The organism is Pseudomonas sp. UBA4617, assembly GCF_002386445.1.
Taxonomy (GTDB): Bacteria; Pseudomonadota; Gammaproteobacteria; order Pseudomonadales; family Pseudomonadaceae; genus Aquipseudomonas.
Genome location: NZ_DGIR01000021.1, coordinates 144,629 through 159,954 on the forward strand (window position 1 = coordinate 144,629; position 15,326 = coordinate 159,954).

Below are 15,326 nucleotides of genomic sequence, written 5' to 3' on the forward strand. Positions count from 1 at the left end.
CATGCTGCACGCCGAAAACCAGGACCGTCTTTACCTCGTTGCCCAAAGCGACGAACAGCAGGCGCTGATCGATGGTCTTGCCATCAACGTGCAAGACCGCCAGTGGCTGGTGTATTGCGCGCTGGGTGGGCATGTGCATGACGGTTTACCGGATATCGATACCCATACCGGCCTCAGCGTGCTGGATTTCCAGATAGAAGCGGCATAAGCCTGGACCGAACTGCTCGCGGGTTCACCCGCAAGGCAGCTACAGCCAACAAAAAACCCGCTGCCTGAAGCACAGGCAGCGGGTTTTCTTCATGCCAGTAAAAGGTTTACTGCCCCAGCACCTGCCCGATGCTCGGGTCCTTGAACAGGCGGGTCAGGGCATCGCTCAGCACATCGCCCACCAGCTGGTTGTTGGTTTCCTGGTTCGGTGCCATGCCGAAACGCTGGTCCAGCGAAGCGCCGTAACGCCCACTGTAGGTACGGCCGCCGTTGGCAACGTCGGCACGGAAGGTAGCGCCGATGGTCGCCTCGGTGACGTACAGCTTGTCTTTCGGCGACTGGTACTTCAACTCGGCCAGGGTCACGGTCAGCTTCGGCGCGTTATAGGCGTTCGGCGTCGGGGTGAAGCCGAGCAGGCGCACAGCGGCTTCGGCCTGGGCCTGCAGCTTGGGCACGATGTCGTTACCGCTGACGCTGATGGTGCTGGTTTCAGGGTACATGCCACCACGAGTGCCCAGGGACGGCGACGCCCGGCCGTCAACGACCCGGACCACCACCGGCTGGCCATGGCCGACCGGGGCGAGCTGGGCCTTGAGCGTGGGTTGCGGGCTGAGTTGTTGCGGGCTGTGGGCACAACCGGCCAGGCTGAGACTGGCCACGGCGATCAAACCGAACAACAGACGTTGCAACATGCGCGTTACTCCAGAATATACGGCGAAGGCCCACAGTATACCTAGCGACCCACCGACCAGTCATCGGTCCGGACCGGTTGTCACAATGGTTTCATCGCCGCGCCCTTATTCTTGCGCCAAGCCCCAACGCACAGGACCCGCTGCCATGGCCCCGCTCTGGACCCTGCTCTTCCCACGCCCGCGCCACAACGCCTATGCGCGCCTCGATGCCGAAGGCAAATGCCTGGCCTTCAAGCAATGCAGCCAGGCCCCCAGCGGCAGCGGCTGGGTCCGGATCGGGGAAATCCAGCTTGCCTGGCTGGGCCGCGAGCTGCCCGCCAGTGCCAGGGTTTGCGCACGCGCAAGCCGCCGCTGGCACCAGCGCATCCTCGCGGCCTGACAAACGCTGCAATAAAAACCACGAATGGCGACATTTCTGCGCGCGACCTCGCTATAATCTCCCCCCGATTATAAGGACGTCTCCTGATCGGGCCCCGCATCGCCGATTGACCCCGGCAACTTCACCGCTTCGCCCACAGAGAGCCTTCCACTCAGGTCTTGCATCGGCTGTCGTGCCTGCTTTTCCGGCCCTTCACACTGCATGAACCTGCGGGTTGCCATCGCGCAGTCCCTTTTGAGGTTCACGTCTCCAAAAGAGCGTGAAAAAACGGTTTTCACAACTTCACAAGAGTGTGGCGAGCAAATGAACAGTCTGGCATGTGCAAAAGCGGCAGATGTGTCCCGAACAGCCCTGAACAGGCGGCAAATGCGCTCATCCCGGATGAGTATCTGAGCCGTTCCATAACGCACGCACGACACCTTGACCATAAGTCGAATTGCCGCACCCGTGGCAAACGGCGTTCAATAGCCGAACCCGAAGACTGATTGGCGGTGCCCGCGGAAGTTGCAAGAACTGCGAGAAGTCGGACATGGCGATCCTGGCGACCCCAGGTCCTATGCTGTCAATTAGGTAGCTGTAGATTGTGGAGACGCGTTAAATGGCGCAGAACGAATCGGTTGATGTGGTACTGGTTGGCGCGGGCATCATGAGTGCCACCCTGGCCGTACTGCTCAAGGAGCTCGACCCGGCCCTGAAACTCGAGGTGGTCGAGGCGATGGACTCCGGAGCCGCGGAAAGCTCCAACCCCTGGAACAACGCAGGTACCGGCCACGCCGGCCTATGCGAGCTTAACTACACGCCGCAGGCCGCCGATGGCAGCATCGACATCAAGAAGGCCGTGCACATCAACACCCAGTTCGAGGTTTCGCGCCAGTTCTGGGCCTACCTGAGCAAGAAGGGCAACTTCGGCTCGGCGCGTGCTTTCATCAACCCTGTGCCGCACCTGAGCTATGTCGAGGGTGACAAGGGTATTGCCTTCCTCAGGAAGCGCTTCGAACTGCTCAAGCAGCACCATGCCTTCGCCGACATGGAATACACCGAAGACAAGGCGGTGATGAAGGACTGGATGCCGCTGATGATGCCAGGCCGCCCGGCCGACCAGCGCATCGCCGCCACCCGCGTAATCAAGGGCACCGACGTCAACTTCGGCGCGCTGACCAACAAGCTGCTGAAGCTGCTGGGCGACGCCGAGCACGCCCAGGTCAAGTACAGCAAGAAGGTCGTCGGCCTGCGCCGTAATGGCAGCGGCTGGACCGTGAGCATCAAGGACGTGAACAGCGGCGGCAGCCGCGAAGTGGACGCCCGCTTCGTCTTCCTCGGTGCCGGTGGCGCTGCCCTGCCGCTGCTGCAGATGTCCGGCATTCCGGAAAGCAAGGGCTTCGGCGGCTTCCCGGTCAGCGGCCAGTGGCTGCGTTGCGACAACCCGGAAATCGTCAAGCAGCACCAGGCCAAGGTCTACAGCCAGGCCGCGGTCGGTGCCCCGCCGATGTCGGTACCGCACTTGGACACCCGCGTGGTCGACGGCAAGAAATCGCTGCTGTTCGGGCCGTACGCCGGCTTCACCACCAAGTTCCTCAAGCACGGTTCGCTGATGGACCTGCCGCTGTCGGTGCGCATGGGCAATATCGGCCCGATGCTGGCCGTGGCCCGCGACAACATGGACCTGACCAAGTACCTGGTCAGTGAAGTGATGCAGTCGATGGAGCAGCGCCTGGAAGCCCTGCGGCGCTTCTACCCGCAGGCCAAGGCCGAAGACTGGCGCCTGGAAGTGGCCGGGCAGCGTGTGCAGATCATCAAGAAAGACCCGAAGAAAGGTGGCGTGCTGCAGTTCGGTACCGAGCTGGTCTCGGCCCAGGACGGTAGCCTGGCGGCACTGCTCGGCGCATCGCCGGGTGCTTCGGTGACCGTGTCGATCATGCTGGAACTGATCGAGCGCTGCTTCCCCGAGCAGGCCAAAGGTGCCTGGGCTGCCAAGCTCAAGGAAATCTTCCCGGCTCGCGAGAAGACCCTGGCGACCGACGCAGCCCTGTACCACAAGATCAGTGCCGACAACGACGTGGCGCTGGACCTGGTGGAAAGCAGCCCGGCGGCCAAGCATTACGCTTGATTGCAGCGGTAACAAAAAACGCCCCTCGGGGCGTTTTTTGTTACCTGGATCTTATCAGCCGCGAGCGTTGGCGATGATCTCGATGTATTCAGCCGCATTGCGTTGGTCGGCAATCTGCTCGACGAAGGTCTTGCCATGCTCGTCCTTGCCATCCAGGTCCAGGCCCGCTTCGACGAAGAAGCCGACAAAGCGCGCGAAGTCGTCGACGCGCAGGCCCCGGTAGGCCTTGACCAGCTTGTGCAGCGAAGGTGAGGTCACCCCGTCGGCCGGCTCGAATTGAAGGAACGTCTTGATGTAGTCGTCGCTGATCTCGTCGCCGATTACCTGTTTCTTGTCTTTACGCATTGCCGACTCCAACTGGACCATCACGGGATTTCGAAGGCCGGCAGTGTACCCCCCTCAGCCCGCGCGCCTCAACGCGTACGTACGGTGCCGGTGTGCAGGTCGGCCCAGATGTGGCCGTTGCCGTAGGTGAGGAACTGCACATACAGCGTTTCATTGCGCAGCAGGTCCATGATCACCCGGTAGTCGCTGACCGGGTAATTCAGGCTCAGGGTACGGGTTTTCTCGTCGTACACGGGTTTTTTCAGGCTCTTGGCCGCTTCCCCGTCGAAGGTCAGCAACACCTGGGCGATGGTCGCGCCCTTGTTCAACGGCTTGCCCTTGAGGCGCACCTGCAACGAGGAAGTGATCGGGATCGGCTGCTGGTCGGACTGGCGCTGGGCGCCGACGACCACCGAATAATCGGTCACCTGCAGCAATTACTGGCCGGTTGGCGCTTCCTGGCGCAGGGACTGATCGTCAGGTGGCAGGAACTGGCTGTGCAGTGGTGCGGCGGCAAGTGGCAGGCTGACCGCCAGCAGCATGGGAAGAAACGCACGCATGTGAGGCTCCTTGTATGAAGGAGCACTCTAGCATGCCGGGTGTGGGCTGTAGCGGCCCGGTCGCTGGCAAGCCATGGGCGATTCCGGCGTGAGCTGGCTTGCCGGCAACCGGGCCAGGGCAGGTACATCAAGCGAACTGCGCGACCATCCAGGCCTGGTAACCGGCAGCTCCCTCTTCACCCTCGCGCGGTGCCCAGTGCGCGTGCTCGCCTTCGCCCACCGGACGGTACGGCCCGGCCTTGCATTCGAACAGGATGCTGTCCGGTTCCAGCACTACCAGCCCGTGGTAGATGCCTGGCGCCAGATCCACCCCGAGGCAGTCACCGCCCGCCTGCAGCACCCGCTTGTCGGTCACCACGCCTTGTTCATCGAACAGCAGCAGGCCGAAGCGTCCCTTGAGGGCCAGCAGCGTTTCCGCCTTGTCGGCGCTGAGGTGGCGGTGTGGCGGGATGTAGGTACCCGGCTGCAGGCCGACAGCCATGCGGTGGCAGGGTTCTTCCATCTCATGGAAGGTGTGGTGCTGCCGCTGCCTCGGGCTGGCGGCAGCCTGCGCGGCCAGCCCGGCGAACAGCGATTGGTCGATGAACGCAGGCTGGCGCATGGTCACAGCCCCTTGACGGCGAAAATGCCGTTGGCGTTGCGCCAGTAGCCTTTGTAGTCCATGCCGTAGCCGAAGATGTAGCGGTCGACGCAGGGCAGGCCCACGTAGTCGGCCTTGAGGTCCGGGCTGGCCTTGCGGTCATGGTCCTTGTCGATCAGTACTGCGGTGTGCACCGAACGCGCGCCGGCATGCTTGCAGAACTCGATGATGGCGCCAAGGGTGTGACCTTCATCGAGGATGTCATCGACGATCAAGACGTCACGGTCGATGAACGACACTTCCGGTTTGGCCTTCCAGAACAACTCGCCGCCGCTGGTCTGGTTGCGGTAGCGGGTGGCGTGCAGGTAGCTGGCCTCCAGCGGGAAATGCAAGTGGGTCAGCAGTTTGCCGGAGAAGATCAGGCCGCCGTTCATCACGCAGAATACCACCGGGTTCTTGTCGTGCAGGTCGTTGCAGATCTGCGCGCCGACTTTGGCGATGGCCGCTTCGACTTCGGCTTCGGTGTACAGGCAGTCAGCTTCACGCATGACTTGACGGATATGCTCGAGATCGGCGGACATGGCGCTCTCCGGGTGGCATTTTGGAAAAGCGGGCAAAGGTACGCATCCGCTCGTCACAGATCAAGCATTTATGGACTAACGTCCAAATGACCAGACGACAGCACAGGCTGAATAGATTAATCTAGCGCGGTTTTTTTGCCCGCCTTTCGGAGCCCCCTATGCCCACTCGTGAGATCCGCCATCCGCTGATCCGCCACAAGCTCGGCCTGATGCGCCGTGCCGATATCAGCACCAAGAATTTTCGCGAACTCGCCCAGGAAGTCGGCGCGCTCCTGACTTACGAAGCGACCCAGGACCTGCCGCTGGAAAGCTACGAGATCGACGGCTGGTGTGGCAAGGTGCAAGTTGAAAAGATCGCTGGCAAGAAGATTACCGTGGTGCCGATCCTGCGCGCCGGCATCGGCATGCTCGACGGTGTGCTCAGCCTGATCCCGGGGGCCAAGGTCAGCGCGGTCGGTGTTGCGCGCAACGAAGAAACCCTCGAAGCCCACACCTACCTGGAAAAGCTCGCGCCGGACATCAACCAGCGCCTGGCCCTGATCATCGACCCGATGCTGGCCACCGGCGGTTCGATGGTCGCCACCATCGACCTGCTGAAGAAGGCTGGCTGCAAAGAGATCCGTGCCATGGTCCTGGTGGCCGCGCCAGAAGGCATCGAAGTGGTGGAAAAAGCCCACCCGGACGTACAGATCTACACCGCGTCGATCGACCAGCACCTGAACGAACACGGCTACATCGTGCCAGGCCTGGGCGATGCCGGTGACAAGATCTTCGGCACCAAGCAAAAGGACGCCTGACCATGCAGGACGGCTTCAACGACCCGCTCTGGCGCCAGGTCGTTTCGGGCGCGCAGATGCTCTTCGTGGCATTCGGCGCGCTGGTGCTGATGCCGCTGATCACCGGCCTCGACCCGAACGTCGCGCTGTTCACCGCCGGCATCGGCACCTTGCTGTTCCAGTTGGTCACCGGCCGCCAGGTCCCGGTGTTCCTGGCCTCGAGCTTCGCCTTCATCACCCCGATCATCCTCGCCAAGGGCCAGTTCGGCCTGGCCGAGACCATGGGCGGCGTGATGGCCGCAGGCTTCGTCTACACCTTCATGGGCCTGATGGTGAAAATCAAAGGCACCGGTTTCATCGACCGCATGCTGCCGCCGGTGGTAATCGGCCCGGTGATCATCTCCATCGGCCTGGCCATGGCACCGATCGCCGCCAACATGGCGATGGGCAAGGCCGGGGACGGCAGCGTGCTGCTGCCGTACAAGACCGCCATGCTGATCTCCATGCCCGCGCTGCTGACCACGCTGATCGTCGCCGTGTTCGGCAAGGGCATCTTCCGCCTGGTGCCGATCATTGCCGGGGTGCTGGTCGGCTTTGCCCTGTCGTTCGCCTTTGGCGTGGTCGACACTGGCAAAATCGCCGCTGCCCCGTGGCTTGAGCTACCCAACTTCACCGCGCCGGCATTCAACTGGCAGGCCATCCTGTTCATCGTCCCGGTCGCCCTGGCACCGGCGATCGAGCACATCGGCGGGGTGATTGCGGTCGGCAGCGTGACCGGCCGCGACTACCTGAAGAAGCCCGGCCTGCACCGCACCCTGCTGGGTGACGGCCTGGCCACCACCGCCGCCGGCCTGTTCGGTGGTCCGCCCAACACCACCTACGCCGAAGTGACCGGCGCGGTGATGCTGACCAAGAACTACAACCCGAAAATCATGACCTGGGCGGCGATCTTCGCCATTACCCTGGCCTTCATCGGCAAGTTCGGCGCGCTGCTTCAGAGCATTCCGGTACCGGTGATGGGCGGCATCCTGTGCCTGCTGTTTGGCTCGATCGCAGCGGTGGGCATGAATACCATGATCCGTCACAAGATCGACCTGGCCGAAGCGCGCAACCTGGTGATCGTTTCGGTCACCCTGGTGTTCGGTATCGGCGGCGTGCTCATCGGCAGCGGCGACGGCCCGGATGACTGGGGCCTGAAAGGCATCGCCCTGTGCGCCATCGTGGCTATCGCCCTGAACCTGATTCTGCCGGGGAATGATGGCTGGAAGCACAAGAATCGGGACGATCAGCCTTGACCTGATCTGGCCTCTTCGCGGCTCCACCCGTGAAGAGGCCAGATCAGACGCCCTGAGAATCAGGCCTTTTCGCACATATCAGCCAGCACCCTCACCCACTCCGGATGATCATTCAGGCACGGCACCAGCACCAGTTCCTGCCCCCCTGCCTCGACAAACTGCTCACGGCCACGCATGCCGATCTCTTCCAGCGTTTCGATGCAATCGGCGACGAACGCCGGGCACATCACCAGCAGCTTCTTCACCCCGGCCCTGGCCAGCTCGTCCAGGCGTGTCTCGGTATAGGGTTCGATCCACTTGTCCCGGCCCAACCGCGACTGGAACGAGACAGACCATTTGCCATCGGCAATGCCCATTTTCCGCGCAAAAGCGTTGGCCGTGGCCAGGCATTGCCCACGGTAGCAGACCGCCCGCACTTCGGCGGGCGCACCGTGACAGCAATCGGCAGCACGCAGGTCGTGCTTGCTACCTTTGGGGAACAACTTCTTCAGGTGTCGCTCCGGCAGGCCGTGGAAGCTGAGCAGCACGTGGTCATAAGACTGCTCCAGGTAGGGACGGGCGCTGGCGGCCAGCGCCTCGATATAGTCCGGGTGCGCATAAAACGGCTGCAGCACGCGCATCTGCAACGCAAGCCGCTGCTCAGCGATGGTCTGCCTTGCCTGCTCCACTACCGTGGTTACCGTGCTGTCGGCGAACTGTGGGTAAAGCGGTGCCAAGGTCACCTTGCGCACGCCTTGTTGCGCCAGCCGCCCCAGCACTTCAGGCAACGCCGGCTGGCCATAGCGCATGGCAATTTCCACCGGGCCATGCGGCCAGTGCCCCACCATCGCCGCCTGCAGACGCCGGGTCAGCACCACCAATGGCGAACCCTCGTCCCACCAGATAGAGGCATAGGCATGCGCCGACTGCTCCGGGCGCTTGATCAGGATCAGCGACACCAGCAGGCGCCGCAGCGGCCATGGCAGGTCGACCACATACGGGTCCATGAGAAACTGGTCGAGGTAACGGCGCACATCGGCCACCGAAGTGGAGGCAGGGGAACCCAGGTTGACCAGCAGCAGGGCGTGATCGGTCATGCAGCGTCCTATGTCAGAGTTGGCCGGACAGGTTGTCCAGGGCCGATTGCAGATCGTTGAAGCGGAAGATGAAGCCTGCCGCCAGCAAGCGTACCGGGCGGGCGCGCTGGCCGCCGAGCAGCAGGACCGACAGCTCGCCCAGGCCGGCCTTGAGCAGCAGTGCCGGCATTGGCAGCAACGCCGGGCGGTGCAAGGTGCGGCCCAGGCGCGTGGCGAATTCGCGGTTGCGCACGGGCTCCGGGGCGCAGGCATTATAAGGACCGCTGGCGTCCTTGTGCTGCAAGAGAAAATCAATCAGGGCGACCTGGTCGTCTATATGGATCCATGGCATCCACTGGCGCCCGTTGCCCAAAGGCCCGCCCAGCCCCAACTTGAAGGGCGTGCGCAGGCGCGACAAAAAGCCACCATCAGCGGCCAGGACCAGCCCGGTGCGTACCAGTACCACGCGAATGCCCTGGGCCTGGGAACGCAGCGCGGTTTCTTCCCAGGCAATACACAACTGGCTGGCGAAATCTTCCCGCACCGGTGGTGAACCCTCGCTCAACTCGCGTTCGCCACCATCCCCGTACCAGCCTACCGCCGAACCGGAAATCAGCACTTCCGGGCGCTGCTCACGGGTGCCCAGCCAGCTCAGCAACTGCTCGGTAAGGGTGACGCGGCTGGCCCACAACAGGTTGCGCCTGGCCGCCGTCCAGGGCCGGTCTGCAATCGGAGCACCGGCCAGGTTGACCACCGCATCCAGCCGCTCGTCTGCCTCCAGTTGCTCCAGCCGGGCGATACCGCGCACACCGGCCCCGCAGATTGCCGGCACCTGTTCAGGTCGCCGGCTCCACACCGTCAGTCGATGCCCCTGGCCAAGCCAGTACCGGCACAGGTGCCGGCCGATCAACCCGGTGCCGCCTGTCAGCAATATATGCATGGCTGTGTCCTCGCAGAATGCGGCGGTGGTCTATTTTTAACGACAAGGCACTTTTTTGACCCGACGCTCTCGGATAAACATAGGCCAAGCTGCCCGCCAAAGCGGCATAACCTTATACAGTATTTATGCATTGTACAGGTTTGTTTGACAGCGTAGTCTGCTTACAGCACGGTTTAAAGAGGCCATCATGACAGTACCAATCGCCATCATCGGGGCCGGTATCGCCGGCCTGTCTGCCGCCCAGGCCTTGCAGAAGGCCGGGCAATCCGTGCACTTGTTCGACAAAGGCCATGGCAGTGGCGGGCGCATGGCCAGCAAGCGCAGCGAAGCGGGCGCGCTGGATCTCGGTGCCCAGTACTTCACCGCCCGTGACCGGCGCTTTGTCGAGCAGGTACAGCAATGGGTCGCCGCCGGCTGGGCCGAGCAATGGAAGCCGCAGCTGTACAACTATCGCGATGGTCAACTCAGCCCCTCGCCGGACGAACAGACGCGCTGGGTGGGCGTGCCGCGCATGAGCGCCATTACCCGCGGCCTGCTCAAGGATGTGACGGTCAACTTTGGCTGCCGCATCGCCGAGGTGTTCCGCGGCAAGCAGTACTGGCACCTGCAGGATACCGAAGGCTGCAGTCATGGCCCCTTCAGCCGCGTGGTCATCGCCGTGCCGGCTCCACAGGCCACGCCACTGCTGGCTGCTACCCCGAAGCTCGCCGCAGTGGCAGCGGGGGTGCAGATGGAACCCACCTGGGCCGTGGCCGTGGCTTTCCAGCCTTCCCTCGACACGCCTATGCAAGGCTGCTTCGTGCAGGACAACCCGCTCGACTGGGTGGCCCGCAACCGTAGCAAACCAGGCCGTGACGAGCAGCTCGACACCTGGGTGCTGCACGCCACCTCGACTTGGAGCCGACAACATATCGACCTGCCCAAGGAAGAGGTGATCGAGCAGCTGTGGGGCGAATTCGCCGAGCTTGTCGGCTGCGTGGTGCCGGCGCCGACCTTTGCCTTGGCCCACCGCTGGCTGTACGCCCGCCCAACCAGCAACCACGAGTGGGGGGCGTTGGCCGATGCCGACCAGGGTTTGTATGCCTGTGGCGACTGGTGCCTGTCCGGGCGTGTCGAGGGCGCCTGGCTGAGTGGCCAGGAAGCCGCACGGCGGCTGCTTGAACACCTTGAGTGACGAAGCTATACAAAAATACTAGTTTGCATAACGGCTCGGCTGTGCTGGAATAAACCTGTACAAGATTCTTTTCTCGTACAGGTTTATGGAGACAGCCATGCACGACCCCTCCACTCATCGCAAGCCGCGCATTGCCATCAGCGCCTGCCTGATCGGCCAAAGCGTGCGCTACAACGGCGGCCATAAGGCTTCCGACCTGTGTCGCACGCAGCTCGAGGAACACTTCGACTGGTTGCCTGTATGCCCGGAGGTGGCCATTGGCCTCGGCACACCGCGCGACCCCATTCGCCTGGTCGGCGACCCCGAGCGACCGGAAGTGGTCGGTACCCGCAACGCCGACATCTACCTGACCGGGCCGCTGCGCAGCTACGGTGAGCAAATGGCTGCGGAACTCGATGAAATTTGTGGCTACATCTTCATGCAAAAGTCGCCGTCCTGCGGACTGGAGCGGGTCAAGGTGTACCAGGACAATGGCCGCCCGGCCATCAATAGCGGGCGTGGCGCGTATGCCCAGGCGTTTTGCGCACAGCGCCCGGACCTGCCCGTTGAAGAGGAAGGCCGCCTGCATGATGCCGTGCTGCGCGAGAACTTCGTCAGCCGGGTGTATGCCTATGCCGACTGGCAGCGTTTGCTGGCCGAGGGCCTGAGCCGCGGAGCGCTGGTGCAGTTCCATTCGCGCTACAAGTACCTGCTGATGGCCAACAATCCCCAGGCCTACCGCACCCTGGGGCGCCTGCTTGGCAGCATGCGCCGCGAAGACGACCCGCAAAGCATAGGCCCCCGCTACTTCAGCCAGCTGATGCAGGCGCTGCGCCGCTGCGCCAGCCGCGGCACACATGGCAATGTACTGCGGCACCTGAGTGGCTACTTCAAGGACGCCCTGACGCCACAGGACAAGGCCGAACTGCAGGCCATCATCGGCCAGTACCAGCAAGGCATGGTACCGCTGGTCGTGCCACTGACCTTGCTCAAGCACCATTTGCGCAAGCACCCCGATCCGTATCTGCTGCAACAGACCTACCTGCAGCCGCACCCAGAGAGCCTGGGGCTGCGCAATGCTGTCTGAGATCCTCCTGCCCATCGGCGAGCTTGCCCGCCGTACTGGCGTCAACCCGGTTACCTTGCGGGCCTGGGAGCGGCGTTACGGTTTGCTCAAGCCCCAGCGCACGGCCAAGGGGCACCGCCTGTACCCACTGGCCCAGGTCGAACGGGTGGAGGCGATCCTCGCCTGGCTGCAACGTGGCGCATCGGTCAGCCAGGTCGGCGAGCTTCTCGACAAGCCCACCGCCACGCCGCCCAAAGGGGATTGGCAAGCCCGGCAGTTCCAGCTGGTCGATGCCATCGCCAATCTTTCACAACGTGCGCTCGACCAGCAGCTCAACCAGGCCATGGCGCTATACCCGGCGGTTACCCTGTGTGAACAACTGCTGCTACCGCTGCTCGACATTCTTGAACTGCGCTGGCGCAACTACTTCAATGCCGGGCTGGAGCAGATTTTCTTCAACACATGGTTGCGCAGCAAGCTCGGCGCCCGGGTCTATCACGACAACCAGTTGTTGCCAGGCCCGGCGGTGTTGCTGGCCGATGACTACCAGCGCGACTTCAACCCCGAATTGTGGTTATGCGCCTGGTTGCTGACCAACAATGGTATTGCGGTCGAAGTGCTGGAGCATCCCATCGGCGCTGCACAGCTCAGTCATGCCGCCACTTCCCTCAAGGTGCGCGCGGTCATCCTGCACCTTGGCCCGCGCATCGATGCAAAGGCGCTGCAACGCATGCTGCGCAGCTTGCCAGTTCCCGCCCTGCTGGGCGGCTCGACACTGGCCATGCACGAAGTGCCGCTGGCCAACCTCGACCATCGCGCCCTCTCCTTCTTCGACACCCCACACGCAGCCCTGCGCTTGCTTCAGGGCACTGACAGGCCGCCTTCAGGACCGGACTCATCATGCACTTGACCTGGCTGCGCAGTGACCTGCGCATCGACGACAACACCGCACTCAGTGCCGCCACTGAACGTGGCCCGACCATCGCCCTGTGGCTGGTCAGCCCCGGGCAGTGGCGAGCCCACGACGACGCCGCCTGCAAGGTCGATTTCTGGCTGCGTAACCTGCGTGACCTGAGGCAGTCGCTGGCGCGGCTGAACATCCCCTTGCTGATCCGCACGATCGACACCTGGGACCAGGCGCCACAGGCCGTGCTCGAGGTATGCCGCCAGCATCGGGTGCACAGCGTGCACTGGAACGAAGAATACGGCCTCAACGAGCAGCGCCGCGACGACGCCACCCGCGCGCTGCTGGAACGATCAGGCATCCATGCCAACAGCCATCTCGACCAGTTGTTTTTTCGTCCCGGCACCATCCTCACCCGCAGTGGCGACTACTTCCAGGTTTTCAGCCAGTTCAAGAAGAGCTGCCTGGAGCACCTGCACCGCGGCCTGCCGGCCCTGGCCCGGCGGGTGCAGCGCCAGGCACCGCTACAGGTTGCCAGCGACCCCATACCCGAGCAGCTGGATGGCTTCGAAAAGCCGGGCCGCGCCCTGCGCGAACACTGGCCGGCCGGTGAGGCCGAGGCACAGGCGCGGCTGGCCCGCTTTGTTGACGAAACCATCGACGATTACCAGCAACTGCGCGACCTGCCCGCCAAGCCCGGCACCAGCCAGCTTTCCCCTTACCTGGCCGCTGGAGTGATCTCGCCGCGCCAATGCCTGCACGCTGCCCTGGCCAGCAACCGGGGCGAATTCGACACTGGCAGCAGCGGCGTGCAGACCTGGATCAACGAACTGCTCTGGCGCGAATTCTACAAACACATCCTGACCGGTTATCCACAGGTCTCGCGCCACCGTGCCTTCCGCGCCCAGACTGAGGCCTTGCCCTGGCGCGACGCGCCGGCCGATCTCGAAGCCTGGGCACAGGGACGCACCGGCTACCCGATCATCGACGCCGCGATGCGCCAGTTGCTGCACACCGGGTGGATGCACAACCGCCTGCGCATGATCGTGGCCATGTTCCTCAGCAAGAACCTGTTGATCGACTGGCGCAAGGGCGAACGGCACTTCATGCGTCACCTGATCGATGGCGACCTCGCCGCCAACAACGGCGGTTGGCAGTGGAGCGCGTCCACCGGCACCGACGCCGTACCCTATTTCCGCCTGTTCAACCCGGTTTCGCAGTCGCAGCGTTTCGACCCTGAGGGGCGCTTCATTCGCCACTGGTTGCCGGAGTTGCAGGGCCTGGGTGAAAAATCCATTCATTTACCCGTGAAGAATGCCGATCTTTTTGCTAAACATTCGTATCACAGTCCGATTGTCGATCTCGACAGTAGTCGCCAGCGTGTACTGGAAGCATTCAGAAGCCTCCCACACCGGCAGGATCAGAGGGCAGTATCGTGAACAACGCGCGTCGTATCTGGGTAACGGGTGCCGACAATGGACTAGGGTTGGCGTTAGTGGAAAGCTTGCTTGGTCAAGGACACCGGGTAGCGGCAAGCGGCAAGCATGGCGAGGTACTGGATGCCCTGGCGGCACGCTATGGACACCGACTGCTGCGTCTGCCCTGGCAGTTGCATGAAGAACAGCAGGCGGCGCAGGCCGGCGAGATGCTTTGCCATGCCTGGTGCGCGCTGGATGGCCTGATCCTCAATGCGGGGACCTGCGACTACCTGCCGGCTGACGTGGCCGACAGCCAGCTGTTCGAAGCGATCGTCACCAGCAACCAGTTGGCCGGCGAACATTGCCTGGCCCAGGCCTTGCCCTTGCTGGCCAACGGCGACTCCCCGCAGGTAATGGCGGTTTTCAATCGTTATTCTGCGCTGCAGTTGTATGCGCCGACGCAGCCGAGCGCAGGCTGGAACAACATGCCGAAGTGGCTGCGCGAGCGGCGCCAGGCGTTGCAGGCTCAGGGGGTCGCGCTGACCGTGGTGGGCCCACAGTCGCTCAAGGCACCCGTGATCTCGGCGCAGGCAATACCGGAGGCCTGGACACCGCAGAGCGCGGCAGAAGAGCTGTTACGGCGGTGGCCGCAGAATGCACCGGAGCTGGTGCTGGAAGCTCTGGACCCGGCCAGCCTGTGGCCGCTGCCTACAAGACGATGAATCTGCATGCGGGCAGCGGCCACAGGGCCGCTATCGCTGACTCACAGCGCCATGCGGTAATGCAGGCTGTAGCTTTCCACACCGTCGTTCGGTTGTTTGATGCCGGCGTTGGAATAGTGGATCGCCCGCACTCCGATCTCATGCCCACCGGCAAAACGCAAACCAAAGCCGATACGGTCTTCGAACTGGAACGACGAGCCTAGCTGGTTGTCTTCCAGCTCGGTGCTGGAGAACGCCGCCACGCCGATCCCCGCCTCGATGTAGGGCTTCACCGAGTCACCGGCAAACTCATAGACGAATACCGGCGCGAACGAGAGGCTGTGGTTACTGGCGGTCTCGTCACCGTCCCAATAGCTGTAGGCCCCATCCCAGTACCCGGTCAGGCGACCGACACTGGTTTGCCACCAGCTCGCCTCCCAGTTCGATTGCAGCCCCAGCCGGTAGACCATGGTCGAGTCGCCGGTCTGCCCCACCGAAAACGAAACGTCGGCGGCCTGCGCCGATAGTGCTTGCCCCAAGGTCACGACGGCAGCCGCCGCCAAGCACAGCAGTTTCTTCATGAGAAAC

General features: G+C 63.1%; 17 protein-coding genes and 1 pseudogene. 10 read left to right on the forward strand and 8 right to left on the reverse strand.

Annotated features, from left to right (window positions below; all coding sequences use genetic code 11):
• Nucleotide 1: 1 nt before the first annotated feature.
• Nucleotides 2-208, forward strand: a complete 207-nt coding sequence (locus tag B4L76_RS08505; protein ID WP_296231792.1) for a hypothetical protein — start codon at nt 2-4, stop codon at nt 206-208.
• A gap of 106 nt (nt 209-314) precedes the next feature.
• On the opposite strand, the gene B4L76_RS08510 is transcribed toward B4L76_RS08505, so the two are convergent.
• Nucleotides 315-899 (reverse strand): YajG family lipoprotein, encoded by a 585-nt coding sequence (locus B4L76_RS08510; RefSeq protein ID WP_296231793.1) that lies wholly within the window; start codon nt 897-899, stop codon nt 315-317.
• Between the two features lie 145 nt (nt 900-1,044).
• On the opposite strand from B4L76_RS08510, the gene B4L76_RS08515 reads away from it, so the two are divergent.
• Both B4L76_RS08515 and mqo read left to right on the forward strand, forming a co-directional pair.
• Nucleotides 1,045-1,278 (forward strand): hypothetical protein, encoded by a 234-nt coding sequence (locus B4L76_RS08515; protein ID WP_296231794.1) that lies wholly within the window; start codon nt 1,045-1,047, stop codon nt 1,276-1,278.
• A 598-nt stretch (nt 1,279-1,876) separates the two neighbouring features.
• Nucleotides 1,877-3,385 carry a malate dehydrogenase (quinone) gene (mqo, locus tag B4L76_RS08520; RefSeq protein WP_296231795.1) on the forward strand — a complete coding sequence of 503 codons (1,509 nt, stop codon included), beginning with the start codon at nt 1,877-1,879 and terminating at the stop codon, nt 3,383-3,385.
• A 54-nt stretch (nt 3,386-3,439) separates the two neighbouring features.
• On the opposite strand, the gene B4L76_RS08525 is transcribed toward mqo, so the two are convergent.
• The 4 genes and pseudogenes from B4L76_RS08525 to B4L76_RS08540 form a co-directional block, all read right to left on the reverse strand.
• A complete protein-coding gene (locus tag B4L76_RS08525; protein ID WP_296231796.1) occupies nt 3,440-3,730 on the reverse strand; it encodes a PA4642 family protein in 291 nt (96 codons plus the stop codon).
• A gap of 68 nt (nt 3,731-3,798) precedes the next feature.
• A pseudogene (locus B4L76_RS08530) lies at nt 3,799-4,269 on the reverse strand (hypothetical protein).
• A gap of 127 nt (nt 4,270-4,396) precedes the next feature.
• The gene (locus B4L76_RS08535; RefSeq protein WP_296231797.1) at nt 4,397-4,870 is read right to left on the reverse strand and encodes a WbuC family cupin fold metalloprotein; all 474 of its coding nucleotides are present in this window, start codon (nt 4,868-4,870) and stop codon (nt 4,397-4,399) included.
• 2 nt (nt 4,871-4,872) lie between these two features.
• Complete coding sequence (locus B4L76_RS08540) at nt 4,873-5,430, reverse strand: hypoxanthine-guanine phosphoribosyltransferase (protein WP_296231798.1); 558 nt, start codon at nt 5,428-5,430, stop codon at nt 4,873-4,875.
• 158 nt (nt 5,431-5,588) lie between these two features.
• On the opposite strand from B4L76_RS08540, the gene upp reads away from it, so the two are divergent.
• Nucleotides 5,589-6,227, forward strand: coding sequence for a uracil phosphoribosyltransferase (gene upp, locus B4L76_RS08545; RefSeq protein WP_225780412.1), 639 nt, complete (start codon nt 5,589-5,591; stop codon nt 6,225-6,227).
• Nucleotides 6,228-6,229: 2 nt separating this feature from the next.
• Nucleotides 6,230-7,501 (forward strand): uracil-xanthine permease family protein, encoded by a 1,272-nt coding sequence (locus B4L76_RS08550; protein ID WP_296231799.1) that lies wholly within the window; start codon nt 6,230-6,232, stop codon nt 7,499-7,501.
• Between the two features lie 59 nt (nt 7,502-7,560).
• On the opposite strand, the gene hemH is transcribed toward B4L76_RS08550, so the two are convergent.
• Both hemH and B4L76_RS08560 read right to left on the reverse strand, forming a co-directional pair.
• The gene (hemH, locus tag B4L76_RS08555; protein WP_296231800.1) at nt 7,561-8,577 is read right to left on the reverse strand and encodes a ferrochelatase; all 1,017 of its coding nucleotides are present in this window, start codon (nt 8,575-8,577) and stop codon (nt 7,561-7,563) included.
• A 13-nt stretch (nt 8,578-8,590) separates the two neighbouring features.
• Nucleotides 8,591-9,496, reverse strand: coding sequence for a TIGR01777 family oxidoreductase (locus tag B4L76_RS08560; RefSeq protein WP_296231801.1), 906 nt, complete (start codon nt 9,494-9,496; stop codon nt 8,591-8,593).
• A gap of 187 nt (nt 9,497-9,683) precedes the next feature.
• On the opposite strand from B4L76_RS08560, the gene B4L76_RS08565 reads away from it, so the two are divergent.
• The 5 genes from B4L76_RS08565 (at nt 9,684) to B4L76_RS08585 (ending at nt 14,759) form a co-directional block, all read left to right on the forward strand.
• Nucleotides 9,684-10,670 (forward strand): NAD(P)/FAD-dependent oxidoreductase, encoded by a 987-nt coding sequence (locus tag B4L76_RS08565; protein WP_296231802.1) that lies wholly within the window; start codon nt 9,684-9,686, stop codon nt 10,668-10,670.
• A gap of 97 nt (nt 10,671-10,767) precedes the next feature.
• Nucleotides 10,768-11,736 (forward strand): YbgA family protein, encoded by a 969-nt coding sequence (locus B4L76_RS08570; RefSeq protein WP_296231803.1) that lies wholly within the window; start codon nt 10,768-10,770, stop codon nt 11,734-11,736.
• Nucleotides 11,726-12,625, forward strand: a complete 900-nt coding sequence (locus B4L76_RS08575; protein WP_296231804.1) for a MerR family transcriptional regulator — start codon at nt 11,726-11,728, stop codon at nt 12,623-12,625. Before B4L76_RS08570 ends, B4L76_RS08575 begins: the two co-directional genes overlap by 11 nt.
• Nucleotides 12,616-14,058 carry a deoxyribodipyrimidine photo-lyase gene (gene phrB, locus B4L76_RS08580; RefSeq protein WP_296231805.1) on the forward strand — a complete coding sequence of 481 codons (1,443 nt, stop codon included), beginning with the start codon at nt 12,616-12,618 and terminating at the stop codon, nt 14,056-14,058. Before B4L76_RS08575 ends, phrB begins: the two co-directional genes overlap by 10 nt.
• Nucleotides 14,055-14,759, forward strand: a complete 705-nt coding sequence (locus B4L76_RS08585) for an SDR family oxidoreductase (protein ID WP_296231806.1) — start codon at nt 14,055-14,057, stop codon at nt 14,757-14,759. The genes phrB and B4L76_RS08585 overlap by 4 nt, the downstream gene beginning before the upstream one ends.
• Nucleotides 14,760-14,800: 41 nt before the next feature.
• On the opposite strand, the gene B4L76_RS08590 is transcribed toward B4L76_RS08585, so the two are convergent.
• Nucleotides 14,801-15,319 (reverse strand): acyloxyacyl hydrolase, encoded by a 519-nt coding sequence (locus B4L76_RS08590; protein WP_225780403.1) that lies wholly within the window; start codon nt 15,317-15,319, stop codon nt 14,801-14,803.
• Between the last annotated feature and the right edge of the window lie 7 nt (nt 15,320-15,326).

Excerpts from the sequence above, each read along its gene's own strand:
- B4L76_RS08505 (WP_296231792.1), top strand. The coding sequence starts at position 2 with ATGCTGCACGCCGAAAACCAGGACCGTCTTTACCTCGTTGCCCAAAGC.
- B4L76_RS08510 (WP_296231793.1), bottom strand. The coding sequence starts at position 899 with ATGTTGCAACGTCTGTTGTTCGGTTTGATCGCCGTGGCCAGTCTCAGC.
- B4L76_RS08515 (WP_296231794.1), top strand. The coding sequence starts at position 1,045 with ATGGCCCCGCTCTGGACCCTGCTCTTCCCACGCCCGCGCCACAACGCC.
- mqo (WP_296231795.1), top strand. The coding sequence starts at position 1,877 with ATGGCGCAGAACGAATCGGTTGATGTGGTACTGGTTGGCGCGGGCATC.
- B4L76_RS08525 (WP_296231796.1), bottom strand. The coding sequence starts at position 3,730 with ATGCGTAAAGACAAGAAACAGGTAATCGGCGACGAGATCAGCGACGAC.
- B4L76_RS08535 (WP_296231797.1), bottom strand. The coding sequence starts at position 4,870 with ATGCGCCAGCCTGCGTTCATCGACCAATCGCTGTTCGCCGGGCTGGCC.
- B4L76_RS08540 (WP_296231798.1), bottom strand. The coding sequence starts at position 5,430 with ATGTCCGCCGATCTCGAGCATATCCGTCAAGTCATGCGTGAAGCTGAC.
- upp (WP_225780412.1), top strand. The coding sequence starts at position 5,589 with ATGCCCACTCGTGAGATCCGCCATCCGCTGATCCGCCACAAGCTCGGC.
- B4L76_RS08550 (WP_296231799.1), top strand. The coding sequence starts at position 6,230 with ATGCAGGACGGCTTCAACGACCCGCTCTGGCGCCAGGTCGTTTCGGGC.
- hemH (WP_296231800.1), bottom strand. The coding sequence starts at position 8,577 with ATGACCGATCACGCCCTGCTGCTGGTCAACCTGGGTTCCCCTGCCTCC.
- B4L76_RS08560 (WP_296231801.1), bottom strand. The coding sequence starts at position 9,496 with ATGCATATATTGCTGACAGGCGGCACCGGGTTGATCGGCCGGCACCTG.
- B4L76_RS08565 (WP_296231802.1), top strand. The coding sequence starts at position 9,684 with ATGACAGTACCAATCGCCATCATCGGGGCCGGTATCGCCGGCCTGTCT.
- B4L76_RS08570 (WP_296231803.1), top strand. The coding sequence starts at position 10,768 with ATGCACGACCCCTCCACTCATCGCAAGCCGCGCATTGCCATCAGCGCC.
- B4L76_RS08575 (WP_296231804.1), top strand. The coding sequence starts at position 11,726 with ATGCTGTCTGAGATCCTCCTGCCCATCGGCGAGCTTGCCCGCCGTACT.
- phrB (WP_296231805.1), top strand. The coding sequence starts at position 12,616 with ATGCACTTGACCTGGCTGCGCAGTGACCTGCGCATCGACGACAACACC.
- B4L76_RS08590 (WP_225780403.1), bottom strand. The coding sequence starts at position 15,319 with ATGAAGAAACTGCTGTGCTTGGCGGCGGCTGCCGTCGTGACCTTGGGG.